The organism is Veillonellaceae bacterium (assembly GCA_025992895.1).
In the GTDB taxonomy this organism is placed as follows: domain Bacteria; phylum Bacillota; class Negativicutes; order Veillonellales; family Dialisteraceae; genus Dialister.
Window position 1 is genome coordinate 858,469 of record DAJPGA010000001.1, and the last position, 12,809, is coordinate 871,277.

The following is a 12,809-nucleotide window of genomic DNA, read 5'->3' on the forward strand; positions in this document are numbered from 1 at the left end:
GTTATAGCGCCAATGAAAAGGGGATGTGACAAAATAAGGGGAAGTACGGCCTCGCCTTCCCAGACGGGGAAGGGGGACCGCTTGCGGTGGATAGGGTTGATTTCTGACAGCCAAAGGCTGGTTGTATGGTTTTCAAAAGGTGCAGTTTCTAAAAAGGCGAAGCATCTTTTGAGGTTTTCAGATAAAACAGATAGATAAATATGTTGGATAATTCCTCCAAGCGAATATAACAATGAAAAAGGAGCCGCAGCAAAATGATTGAACATTTTGCCACAGCTCCTTTTTCTATTTCCTTAATTAGTTGATCAGAATGCAGGAATGACAGCGCCTTTGTAGGTGTCTTCGATGAATTTCTTGGATTCAGGGCTGGTGAGCGCTATCATCAGTTCCTGGATTTCCGGACGGTTTTCATCGCCAGCTCTTACAGCTACGATGTTAGCGTACGGGGAGTCCTTGCTTTCTGTGTAGATGGCATCCTTCGGATTCAGCTTGGCTTCCAGGGCAAAGTTGATGTTGATGACAGCAGCATCGACGTCAGCCAGGGATCTTGGAAGCTGCGGAGCTTCGAGTTCGGAGAATTTCAGGTTGTGCGGGTTTTCAGCAATATCCTGCGGGGTGGCAGTGACAGGAGCACCGTCGCGGAGTTTGATCAGGCCGGCAGACTGGAGGACGAGGAGAGCACGGCCGCCATTGGTCGGATCGTTCGGAATGGCAATGGATGCGCCGTCCGGCAGTTCAGCGAGGGATTTGTACTTATTGGAGAAGACGGACATTGGTTCAAGATGAACAGCACCGACGGAAGCAAGCTTCAGGCCTCTGGATTTGCAGAATTCATCCAGGTACGGTTTGTGCTGGAAGAAATTTGCGTCGAGGCTCTTGTCGTTCAAGGCCAGGTTCGGCTGGACATAGTCAGTGAATTCGACGATTTCTACATTGATGCCCTTCTTGGCAAGCTGATCCTTCACTGCATTGACGATCTGTTCATGCGGAACGGGGGAGACGCCGACTTTGATGGTCGTTGTTTTGGAAGCAGAGCCTGCAGCCTTGGAAGCAGCCGGTTTTTCTCCGCCGCAGCCGGCGATGAGACCAGCGGCAGCAAGAGCAGCGAGGGAAACGGCGAGAGTTTTGCGGTAGTTCATAGTAAGTCCTCCTTATGATTTCGTGGAAATAACGATTCCGGGTACAAAAAAATCCCTCTTCCCAACGGGACGAAGGATTCTGTTTCGTGGTACCACCCATGTTCGCCTTTCCGTCGCCGGAAAGACCTTGTGAAGTGCAAAGGCACTCCTGTCCTGTAACGGGAACTCCCGGGCCGCTTCATCATTCGGCGGCGCATGCTCCAAGGCCATGTTCGGCGGATGTCCGGCGTCCCTTCTCACCATACGGGACTCTCTTTGGCTTTCTTTCCGCGTACTCTTCTCTTCATCGCTTGTATCAAGTTGGACATACTATAGCATTTTGTCAGGGGAGCGTCAAGAAAATTTTGAAATTGTTATTTTGAGAATACGAAAGTAAAAGAGAGAAAAAGTGAAGAAAAAGCACTTTAAAGGAGAAAAGGACGAAAGGCCGTGCCGTTGCCCTAAAAGAATCAGTCTATTATAATGAGATACGGAACAAAGTGGTTCCTTTTATAGAATTGATTAGCCGGAGGTGGAAATGGGTTTTTCCGGCCTGATGCATAAAGCATGCTCGCGCGAGCATGTCCTATATCTTTTATATTTGACGCTGTTCCTGATTCCGCTGAATCCATTCCTTTTCTACGCGCCCCTCATTCCGGCCCTCATTCTGTGGCTTGTCAACTGGCGCACATCAAAGGAAGTGTCCTTCCGCGTCCCTCCATACTGGGGAGCAGGGGCCGTCTTTTTAGCGTGTTCGCTTCTGTCCACGGCCGTATCCAAGGACAGCTTCTTCTCGATTTTCAACTGGTCGCTCCAGCCGCTTCTTTATGCGGCTGTCTACCTCATGGTCTTTTCCACGATTCGTACGGTCAGGGAAAAGGAAAAGGCGCTCTATGCCTTTCTGGCAGGCGCTCTCTGTGTGGCCGCTTACGGTTTCTTCCAATATGCGGATGCCCATGACATGGCAAAGGATCTTACAGCGCAGAGCTGGGTCGATCCGGAGAGGTTCCCGCTTCTCCGCCGCCGCATGTATTCGACGCTGGAGAATCCGAACCTTTTGGGTGCGTACCTTCTGATGATCATCAGCGCGCTTTCCTCTTTCTTCCTCTATGAGAAGAAGGGGAGGAGAAAGTACATTTTCGGGCTCGTCCTGCTGGTGCTCCTTACCTGCCTGGCGCTTACCTATTCCAGAGGCGCGTGGGTGGCTGCCGGAGGCATCGTGGCAGGCCTTGCCATTTTCCATGATAAGAGATTCGGGCTTTTGTTCCTGCTCGTTCCGATCGGCCTTCTCTTTTATCACGGACAGATTGCTGAACGTTTCCTCTCCCTTTTCAGAGGGGACGATACGTCCGTCGATCTCCGCTTCGCTCTCTGGGAAAGTACGAGAGCCATGATTGAAGAACATCCGCTTCTGGGCATCGGCTGGGGATCCTATTTCCTCGCATACCCGGATTACAATTTCTTTATACAGAATGACAATGTACTGATTTTCCATGCACACAACATGTACCTGAACATGCTGGCGGAAGTGGGGATCCCCGGTGGCCTTGCATTCCTGGCTGCGTTCTTTGCCCAGGGAATCATCGCCTACAGGATTTTCAAAGGAGGAGAGACTGCCTTTGACCGCGCCATGGGCCTTGGAGGCATGCTTGCCGTCATCTCGATTGCCATTATAAGCTTCGGGGACCATGTACTTTTTAGCCGCTCCGTATCATTTTGTTTCTGGAGTCTTGCGGGTTTGTGGACTTCATGCATAAGTCATGCAAAAGAAAAATAGAAATATATGATTATGGTTTTCTGTAAATTTCATGTTATACAACATGTAAATCATAATTTGTCTAATAGGAATTATTTATATGACCCATAATAGAAATTAAGAAACAGAGAACCTATTTTAGGGAATACAATCCGTGAAAATGTGGTATAATGGTAAAGGTGATAAGGTAAATAAAAATGCAGTCAGTATGATGAATTAGATTAGGAAATGGATTTTTTGAAGTAAATGCTTACCGAACATTTTCGATAAAGAGAAGAAAACATTCCTGTCTCGTATAGACTGTGTTTTTTACTGAGGTAAAAAGATCTGCAGCAAAAGCAGGTAAATCAAGCTGTGGACTTTTATATATTATTTTATTTTTGGGAGGATGATAGTAATGATCGAAACCAATGATAGTGAATTCCTTAGCAGGATTGAAGACAAAGCCCTTCTCTCCAAGGTCTGCGACGGCAAGACAGCTGCTGCAATGATCAGCGCAGGGGATATCATCGGTATTTCCGGATTTACGCCATGCGGCTATCCGAAAATTACAATGCATGAACTCGCAGAACGCATGAAAGAAACCCCATTCCAGGTAGATATCTGGACCGGCGCTTCCACAGGTTCCCAGATCGACACCGAACTGGTTGCTGTAAACGGCGTTAGAAACCGTATGCCATACCAGACAAACGCTAACCTGAGAAAAGCAATCAACGCAGGCAAAGTCAACTACTACGATCTGCACCTGTCTCATGTAGCACAGCAGGTTCGCGCTGGCTTCTTCACCAACGTTAAAGGCGAACGCGTAACCGGCCCGGATTTCGCAGTCGTTGAAGCATGCAAGATCGGACCGAACGGCGAAATCTACCCGACAACCGCTATCGGCAACTCTCCGGTATATGTAGACACCGCTAAGAAAGTCATTGTCGAAGTCAACACCACTCAGCCACTCGGCCTCGTAGGCATGGCTGATATTTACATGCGCAAGAACCCGCCGCATTGCGAACCGATTCCGATTCTCCACGCTGGCGATCGTATCGGCACACCGTACATCAAATGCGATCCGTCCAAGATCGTAGCTGTTGTTCCTTGCGACATGCCAGACGTAACCCGTGCACTGGCTCCGCTCGATGACGACGCAGAAGCAATGGGCAACAACCTGGTAGAATTCCTGACAAACGAAGTTAAACAGGGCAGACTTCCGGAAAACCTGCTTCCGCTGCAGTCTGGCGTAGGCAACGTTGCTAACGCAGTTATCCACGGCCTCGTTGAATCCCAGTTCAAGAACCTGTCCGTATACACCGAAGTTATTCAGGATGGTATGTTCGACCTGATCGACAGAGACAAGATCGACATGATTTCCGGTACTTCCCTGTCTCCATCTCCGGAAGGCCTGAAACGCTTCTATGACAACATCGAAAAATACAACAAGAAGATCGTTCTGCGTCCGCAGGAAATCTCCAACAACGGTGAAGTTGTTCGTCGTATCGGCGTTATCGGCATGAACACCGCTCTTGAAATGGATATTTACGGCCACGTAAACTCCACCCATGTAACAGGCACCAAGCTGATGAACGGTATCGGCGGTTCCGGCGACTTCGCTCGTAACGCATTCCTGTCCTGCTTCTTCTGCCACAGCTCCGCTAAGGGCGGCAAGATCTCCGCAGTTGTTCCGATGTGCTCCCATGTTGATCACACCGAACATGATACCCATGTATTCATCTCTGAACAGGGCGTCGCAGATGTTCGCGGCCTGAGCCCGAAAGAAAGAGCAAAGGTTATCATCAACAACGTTGCTCATCCGTCCTTCAGAGATCAGCTCATGGACTACTATGAAAGAGCAGTTGCTGCATGCGGCCACAGCCAGACCCCGCACATTCTTCCGGAAGCTTTCAAATTCCATGAAAGCCTGGCAGAAACCGGCGATATGCACTTCAAGAAATAATTTAGTGCTGTATTAAAATTTTTAATGCTTTACAAATAAACTCAGTACGGTATAATAATCTATGATGATGACTGCCCATTGACAGTGTCATATACATGGGTTTCGCAAGTGTCCTGAAACCGCTGCAAGAAGACCTTAAAAGCGCTGCAGCGGGGAAGGCGTTGCGGGCCCTGGATCGGAAAGAAGTTCCCTTAGAAAACAGTGAGAAGAGCATAAAGACGCCACCGCTGATAAATGATGGGAAGTTTTTTCCCAGAAGTTACTTACTTACTTTTTTAGGAGGAAGATGAACTCATGTCTAACGAATCCCTGAAAGCTAAACTTGATGCCTACAATGCAGAATATGCAAAACAGACGGCAAAACATCCGGAAAGAGTTGGTCTTAAACATAAGAACCTGTACACACCACTCGATCTTGAAGGTTTTGATTATGAAAGAGACCTCGGTTTCCCGGGCGAATATCCATACACCCGTGGCGTACAGCCGACCATGTATCGTGGCCGTCTCTGGACCATGCGTATGTATGCAGGCTTCGCAACCGCTGAAGAATCCAACAAACGTTATCGTTACCTGATTGCTAACGGCGGATCTGGTCTGTCCGTAGCATTCGACCTTCCAACCCAGATCGGCTATGACTCCGATGATAAGATGGCTGAAGGCGAAGTTGGTAAAGTAGGCGTTGCTATTGATACACTGAAAGATATGGAAATCCTGTTCGATCAGATCGACCTGGGCAAAGTTTCCACATCCATGACCATCAACGCACCGGCATCCGTTCTGCTCGCTATGTACATTGCAGTTGCTGAAAAACAGGGCGTTCCTGCTTCCGCACTCCGCGGCACAATTCAGAACGATATTCTGAAGGAATACTCCGCTCGCGGCACCTACATTTTCCCGGTTAAACCATCCATGCGTTTAATCACCAACATTTTTGAATACTGCTCCAAGAACGTTCCGAAGTGGAACACCATCTCCATTTCCGGTTACCACATCCGTGAAGCTGGTTCCACCGCTGCTCAGGAAATCGCATTCACCATCGCTGATGGTATTGCTTACATCGAAGCAGCTCTGAAAGCTGGCATGCACATCGATGATTTCGCTCCGCGTCTGTCCTTCTTCTGGAATGCACACAACAACGTACTCGAAGAAGTCGCTAAATTCCGCGCTTCCCGTCGTCTGTGGGCTACAATCCTGAGAGAAAGATTCCACGCTGAAAACCCGAAATCCATGAAACTGCGTTTCCACACCCAGACCGCAGGCTCCATGCTGACAGCTCAGCAGCCAAACAACAACATCGTTCGTGTTGCTCTGCAGACAGCAGCAGCTGTTATGGGCGGAACACAGTCCCTGCACACCAACTCCCGTGATGAAGCTCTGGCTCTGCCAACCACTGAATCCGTAACCATCGCTCTGCGTACACAGCAGATCGTTGCTTATGAATCCGGCCTGGCTGATGTAGTTGATCCGCTCGGCGGCTCCTACTATGTTGAAGCTATGACCAATGCTATCGAAGCTGAAGCTAAAGAATACATCAGAAAGATCGATGAAATGGGCGGCGCTGTAGAAGCTATTGATAAAGGCTACATCCAGAAGGAAATTCAGGACTCCGCTTATGCTTGGCAGATGGCTGTTGAATCCGGCGAAAAGACAATCGTTGGCGTCAACAAGTTCACAATGGAAGAACCACCGGTTGAAGGCCTGCTGAAGGTTGATGCATCCGCTGGTGAATTCCAGAAGAAGAAACTGGCTAAAGTTAAGGCAGATCGTGATAATGCAAAGGTTCAGGAAGAACTGAAGAAGCTGGAAGTTGCAGCTGCTGATGAAGACACCAACCTGATGCCAGTTATTCTCGACTGCGTACGTGCTTATTGCTCCCTCGGCGAAATCTGCGGAGTACTCCGTAAGGTATTCGGCGAATACAAACCGCACAACACACTTTAATTAGATAATCGGAAATAGTTCTGGAGGTAATTAACAATGGCAGAAAAACGTATCAGAGTACTCGTAGCTAAACCGGGTCTTGATGGACATGATCGCGGCGCAAAGGTTATTGCCCGTGCACTCCGTGATGCAGGCATGGAAGTTATTTACACAGGTCTTCGCCAGACCGTTGAACAGATCGTTGAAGCAGCTGACGCAGAAGACGTTGATGTAGTAGCACTGTCCCTGCTGTCCGGCGCTCACAACACACTGTTCCCGGAAGTTGTCAAAGCTCTCGAAGCTAAAGGTATGGGCGACGTACTCGTTATCGGCGGCGGCGTAATTCCGGCTGCTGATATCCCAGGTCTGGAAAAAGCAGGCGTAAAGGCAATCTTCACACCTGGCACACCAACCAAGGAAGTTATTGACTTCATCAAAGCAAACGTAAAATAAGCTTTTAGACTACCACTGGCGGTTTATAAGTGTAATTTAGCTGTCAAAGGGCTGGGTAGGGTACACTCTCAGCCCTTTACAACTATTTATTTCTCTAGATTTACTCCTCGAAAAGGCGGTGTATCCATGGAATTTTCTATGAAAGATTTTTGGAATGGAAATAGACGCGCCTTAGCGAGAGCAATTACCATCGTTGAAGACGAACGTGATGGCTTTGAAGATATCATGAAAGATATCTATCACCATACCGGTCGTGCTCAGGTCATCGGTATCACTGGTGCGCCTGGTGCGGGTAAGAGCACACTGTCTGATGCCCTCATAAAGCAGTATCGCAAACAGGGTAAAACAGTAGGCATCGTCGCTGTCGATCCTACCAGTCCGTTCTCGGGCGGCGCCATTCTTGGCGACCGTATTCGTATGAACGACCTGACGTTGGATAAGGGTGTTTATATCCGTAGTATGGGTACACGCGGCAGTCTCGGGGGTTTGTCCCGCAAGACCGCAGATGCGGTTAAACTGATGGATGCTTTCGGTCTCGATGTTATTTTCATCGAAACAGTAGGCGTAGGACAGTCCGAAGTCGATATCGTTAAGAATGCGGATACCACACTTGTTGTGCTCGTACCCGGACTTGGCGACGATATTCAGGCAATCAAGGCTGGTATCCTTGAAATCGGTGACGTATTTGTCATCAATAAATGTGATCGCGACGGCGCAGATCGTTTGAATGTTGAGATCGAAATGATGCTCGATCTGGGCGAAGCTCAGAACTGGCGTCCACCGATCGAAAGAACGATCGCGAACAAAGACCAGGGTGTAGAAGATGTAGTAGCAGCTCTGGGTGATCATAGGAAGTATCTCGAAGAATCCGGCTTGCTGGAAGAACGCAGACGCGAACGCGCACGCAGCGAGATACTCGAAATGATTCACGACCGCATTTCCCGTCATATTGAAGAAAATGTCTCCAAGACGGGTGAATTCAATGGCTACGTGGAAGACGTATTTGAAAGGAAAACTGATCCATTCACTGTCGTCGATTCCATCGTGGACAAAATATTCAAATAATTTATAAAGGAGGAGTTATTATGGCATTCAAAGTTTTGTGTGTCGATCATGTAGGCGTAGCTGTTAAAGACCTGGCTCTTATTAAACAGCAGATGAAAGACATTCTGGGACTGGATCCATCCCTGCCGGATGAAACCGTTGAAGATCAGCATGTAACAACAAGCTTCTTCAAACCATCTCCGCAGACCGAAGCTTGCGAACTCGAATTCCTGGGTTCCACAACTCCGGATGGCCCGATCGCTCGTTTCATTGAAAAATCCAACGGCGGCAAGAACGGCTTCCAGCATGTTGCTCTTCGTGTTGACGACATCGAAGCATGCCTCGCAGATCTGCAGGCTAAAGAAGTTCCGCTCATCGACAAGAAATGGCGTGTCGGTGCAGGCGGCTGTCACATCGCATTCTTGCATCCAAAGGCTACCGGCCTTCTGCTTGAACTGACAGAACGCCCTGGCGGCCCGTCCTTCAATAAATAAGTTGAATGATGGCAAATGATTCGCCCGTTTTGGGCGAGTCATCCCCCTTGCGGGGGACCCTAATATTTTTGGAGGTGTAAGAATGGCAACTGTTGAAGAAAGAATTGAACTTCTCCATAAGAACCTCGCTCATGTTGAGGCTATGGGTGGCGAAAAACGTGTTGAAAAACAGCATGCAAAAGGCAAACTGACCGCTCGTGAAAGACTCGCTCTTCTGTTTGATGAAGGCACTTTCGTTGAAGTCAATGCCCTCGTAAAATCCCGCTGCCACAACTTCGGCCAGGAAAAGAAAGATCTCCCGGGCGAAGGCGTTGTAACAGGTTACGGCACTGTTGATGGAAGATTGGTATTTGCATTCGCTCAGGACTTCACCGTTGAAGGCGGCTCCCTTGGTGAAATGCACGCTGCAAAGATCGTTCACGTAAATGAACTGGCTCTCAAAGTCGGTGCACCTTGCGTAGGCCTGAACGATTCCGGCGGAGCTCGTATTCAGGAAGCTGTCGATGCCCTCTCCGGCTACGGCAAGATTTTCTGGTGCAACACCATCGCTTCCGGCGTAATCCCGCAGATTTCTGCAATCATGGGACCATCCGCAGGCGGCGCTGTTTACTCCCCGGCTCTGACCGACTTCATTTACATGGTTAAGAAAACATCCCAGATGTTCCTGACCGGCCCGGCTGTCGTTGAATCCGTCACCGGCGAAAAGATCACCGCTGAAGCACTCGGCGGCGCTATGACCCATAACCGTACATCCGGCGTAGCTCAGTTCGCAGCTGAAAACGACGAAGACTGCATTAAACAGATTCGTTACCTGCTCAGCTTCCTCCCGAGCAACAACATGGAAGACGCTCCGATCGTAGAAACCGGAGACGATCCGACCAGAACTGATCCAGCTCTGGACACCATTATGCCGGAAAGCTCCAATGCACCGTACAATATGTATGATGTACTGAAATCCATTGTTGATAATGGCGAATACTACGATGTAGCTAAGGAATTCGCAAAGAACATCATCACCTGCTTCGCTCGTATGGACGGACAGACTGTTGGTATCATTGCTAACCAGCCAGCATTCATGGCAGGCTGCCTTGACTACAACGCATCCGATAAAGCAGCTCGCTTCATTCGTTTCTGCGACTGCTTCAACATTCCGGTTCTGAACGTTGTCGACGTTCCTGGCTTCCTGCCTGGCAAACAGCAGGAATATGCCGGCGTAATTCGTCACGGCGCTAAGATGCTGTTCGCATACTGCGAAGCTACAGTTCCGAAGATCACCATGATTCTGCGTAAAGCTTACGGCGGCTCCTACATCGCTATGTGCTCCCGTGAACAGGGCGCTGACCAGGTATTTGCTTGGCCAACCGCTGAAATCGCAGTTATGGGACCTGCAGGCGCAGCTAACATCATCTTCAAGAAAGACCCGAACAAAGAAGAACGCACAAAGGAATATGTCGAGGAATTCGCTACTCCTTACAAAGCTGCAGAACGTGGCTATGTAGATGCAGTAATCGATCCAAGAAATACCCGCCCAACAATCATCAATGCACTGAAGATGCTTGCTTCCAAGCACGAAGTACATCCGGCAAAGAAACACGGAAACATTCCGCTCTAATATTTGCCGCTTAAATCTCTATATTGAAAGGATGGGTACAGATGGATAACAGTACAGTTATGTATATCGCGGTTTTTGCTGCTATCGTTGCAGTAATTGCCCTGATCATGATCTGGCAGGTACGTTCATCTCTCAATCAGTCCGCAGCACCGGCACCAGCTCCTAAAAAGGCAGCAGCTCCAGCAGCAAGAGCAGCAGCTCCTGCAGCAGCAGCTAACAATGGTGCAGTCGTAGCAGCTATCGCTGCTGCTATCGTTGCTATGGGTGGCGGCGAAATCGTCTCCATCCGCCCGGCAGCTAGACCTGGCTGGACTTCCGCAGCTCGCATTGCGGGCGTTTCCGGCAACCAGCAGTTCTAATTGAAAGTTGAAAGTACAATCATTTAGGAGGAAAGACAATGAGAAAATTTACTGTAACAGTTAACGGCCAGGATTACGATGTAGTAGTTAAAGACGGCGGCGCTGCAGCAGCAGCTCCGGCTCCGGCAGCAGCTCCAGCTCCGGCTCCGGCTCCGGCTCCAGCTCCGGCTCCGGCAGCAGCTCCTGCAGGTGCAGGCGAATCCGTAGAAGCTCCAATGCCTGGTAAAGTCATCCGCATCAACAAACATGTTGGTGACGCAGTAGCAGCAGGCGATGAAGTCCTCGTACTCGAAGCTATGAAGATGGGCAACCCGATCATGGCTCCATGCGATGGCAAGATCACCTCTATGCAGGCTCAGGAAGGCCAGTCCGTACAGGGCGGCGATCCGCTGTTCACCGTTGGCTAATATTGGCTTAATGAACATCGCTTAATCTAAAAGGGCAGTGCTTCGGCACTGCTCTTTTTTTATGCCCGGCTTACCGTGGGGTGTGATAGGCTATACGACATTTCGTGGTGATTTTATGGTCGATGAGGCGCGTATTTAGGCTTATAGGACATTTCGTGTTGGTTTTAATGCCGATGGAACCCGTATTTATCGGGATCCATCGGCATTTTAAGATTTTCAGTAATTCTTAAAGGGTGGACATCGCGGTAATTTAATTTGGTTCTTCTCGTTTTTGGGGCTGTGGCGAAATGATTCCACATTTTACAGCCTTTTTTGTCACTTAGTTATATTGCCCTCGTACTGATGACGTGAATCAATAGCTGACCAGTGTCAAGGAGTACTTATCATTTCCGTATCCGTTCACCTCGTATCACAGACATCAAGAGAAGAAGATTCATGAAACGTAAATCTGGACTGTATATTTGGGTAGAGATTTGACATAGTTGAACAAGAGAGTAAGTAGATTGCATTCCTTTCCTGGTTTTGTGGTGATTCTAAGAATGGAGCATCTCATGCTCTTTTTCAATACCTTTTATTCAGTTTTCAAATTTTCTTACATTCAAATCCACAAAGAATCCGTGATGAATCTATGAAAAAAGAGTTCCCGATCGAAAGGATCAAAGGAACTCTTTTTTATCAATGCTGTTAAATTTTTTAGATGCCGGAGAAAAACGAATCAGATCTCGGCATCTTCATCTTCCTCTCTGGCCAGGAGAAGATGAAGCATAGTGATGCTGGCATTGCCCAGAGGATACGTTTCGGGGAATGCTGCGGTAACGCCATACCTGATGAGGTGATTTTTTTCACTGTCACTGCAGTCATGGACAGCGGTCAAAATATCATCTCTTCCCATGACAGTGAGGGCCTGCATCATTTTAACCAGAAGGGCAGTTTTCCCATTGCTCCTCGAAAGATAATAAATGAAGTGTACGTCGTTATCAGATGCTGTCTGAGCAGATTCCTCTGCGCTCTGCGGGGCACCTACATCGACATCCCAGCCTGCGTCAGCCAGTAAGGCAGCGGCCATTTTTCTTTCTTCATGGCAGCCATCATCTTCAAGTTCCGGGATGAATACACGGGGACGGCGCCCATCGATTTCAGCAAATTTCTGACTAAGGGAAACAGATTCCATTCGGGTACTTTCATCGTTTGTCTGCATCTTTTCTCCTTCTCATAACTGAATTTTTAACAAAAATTGATTTAATGATTAGCTTTAAATTATTATAATATGAGATTAGATTATTTTTCAAGAAAAATAATTCTATAATTAGAATATAAAAATATATAATTAGAATAAAAACAAATAATATTAATTGACAATTAAATAATCATGAATTATACTTTAGTCATAATCTTTTAGACAATTCCATATTGACTGACAGATGCTTTTAAGCATAAAAGAGAATCCGGTTAAAATCCGGAGCGGTCCCGCCACTGTAATGACGAGTCCCTGTCCAAGATGTCACTGGGGTAACCTGGGAAGGCGGATGGGGATGATGACGCTAAGCCAGGAGAACTATCTGTCTGTGGATCCACCGCTAAGCCTGCGAGAGATGGGTAGGGGATTAGGAGCTTTTTTATGCGCCTTTTATTTCCGGTACCATTGGCAGGTGCCGGATTTTTTATTGGTTTCCGGCATCTTGTGAATCGTCCGGAGGTATC

The 12,809-nt window shown here is 48.1% G+C and carries 11 protein-coding genes, 1 riboswitch and 1 other annotated feature; of the genes, 9 read left to right on the forward strand and 2 right to left on the reverse strand.

Annotated features, from left to right (window positions below; translation table 11 throughout):
- Positions 1-305 precede the first annotated feature (305 nt).
- Positions 306-1,139: a MetQ/NlpA family ABC transporter substrate-binding protein gene (locus OIM03_03540; protein HJI73350.1), complete on the reverse strand. Its 834-nt coding sequence runs from the start codon at positions 1,137-1,139 to the stop codon at positions 306-308.
- Between the two features lie 62 nt (positions 1,140-1,201).
- Positions 1,202-1,435: a binding site (T-box leader), on the reverse strand.
- Positions 1,436-1,656: 221 nt separating this feature from the next.
- On the opposite strand from OIM03_03540, the gene OIM03_03545 reads away from it, so the two are divergent.
- The 9 genes from OIM03_03545 (at position 1,657) to OIM03_03585 (ending at position 11,108) form a co-directional block, all read left to right on the forward strand.
- Entirely contained in the window at positions 1,657-2,895 is a 1,239-nt protein-coding gene (locus OIM03_03545; protein ID HJI73351.1) for an O-antigen ligase family protein, read from the forward strand.
- 376 nt (positions 2,896-3,271) lie between these two features.
- Positions 3,272-4,819 carry a succinate CoA transferase gene (locus OIM03_03550; protein HJI73352.1) on the forward strand — a complete coding sequence of 516 codons (1,548 nt, stop codon included), beginning with the start codon at positions 3,272-3,274 and terminating at the stop codon, positions 4,817-4,819.
- Between the two features lie 294 nt (positions 4,820-5,113).
- Positions 5,114-6,760: a methylmalonyl-CoA mutase family protein gene (locus tag OIM03_03555; protein ID HJI73353.1), complete on the forward strand. Its 1,647-nt coding sequence runs from the start codon at positions 5,114-5,116 to the stop codon at positions 6,758-6,760.
- Between the two features lie 36 nt (positions 6,761-6,796).
- The gene (locus OIM03_03560) at positions 6,797-7,192 is read left to right on the forward strand and encodes a cobalamin B12-binding domain-containing protein (GenBank protein ID HJI73354.1); all 396 of its coding nucleotides are present in this window, start codon (positions 6,797-6,799) and stop codon (positions 7,190-7,192) included.
- Between the two features lie 126 nt (positions 7,193-7,318).
- Complete coding sequence (gene meaB / locus OIM03_03565) at positions 7,319-8,257, forward strand: methylmalonyl Co-A mutase-associated GTPase MeaB (protein ID HJI73355.1); 939 nt, start codon at positions 7,319-7,321, stop codon at positions 8,255-8,257.
- A 20-nt stretch (positions 8,258-8,277) separates the two neighbouring features.
- Positions 8,278-8,730: a VOC family protein gene (locus OIM03_03570; GenBank protein HJI73356.1), complete on the forward strand. Its 453-nt coding sequence runs from the start codon at positions 8,278-8,280 to the stop codon at positions 8,728-8,730.
- 82 nt (positions 8,731-8,812) lie between these two features.
- Entirely contained in the window at positions 8,813-10,342 is a 1,530-nt protein-coding gene (locus OIM03_03575; GenBank protein ID HJI73357.1) for a methylmalonyl-CoA carboxyltransferase, read from the forward strand.
- 41 nt (positions 10,343-10,383) lie between these two features.
- Positions 10,384-10,701 (forward strand): hypothetical protein, encoded by a 318-nt coding sequence (locus tag OIM03_03580; GenBank protein ID HJI73358.1) that lies wholly within the window; start codon positions 10,384-10,386, stop codon positions 10,699-10,701.
- Positions 10,702-10,739: 38 nt separating this feature from the next.
- Positions 10,740-11,108, forward strand: coding sequence for an acetyl-CoA carboxylase biotin carboxyl carrier protein subunit (locus OIM03_03585; GenBank protein ID HJI73359.1), 369 nt, complete (start codon positions 10,740-10,742; stop codon positions 11,106-11,108).
- Positions 11,109-11,823: 715 nt separating this feature from the next.
- On the opposite strand, the gene OIM03_03590 is transcribed toward OIM03_03585, so the two are convergent.
- A complete protein-coding gene (locus tag OIM03_03590; GenBank protein HJI73360.1) occupies positions 11,824-12,279 on the reverse strand; it encodes a hypothetical protein in 456 nt (151 codons plus the stop codon).
- 231 nt (positions 12,280-12,510) lie between these two features.
- Positions 12,511-12,686: riboswitch (cobalamin riboswitch) on the forward strand.
- Positions 12,687-12,809 lie beyond the last annotated feature (123 nt).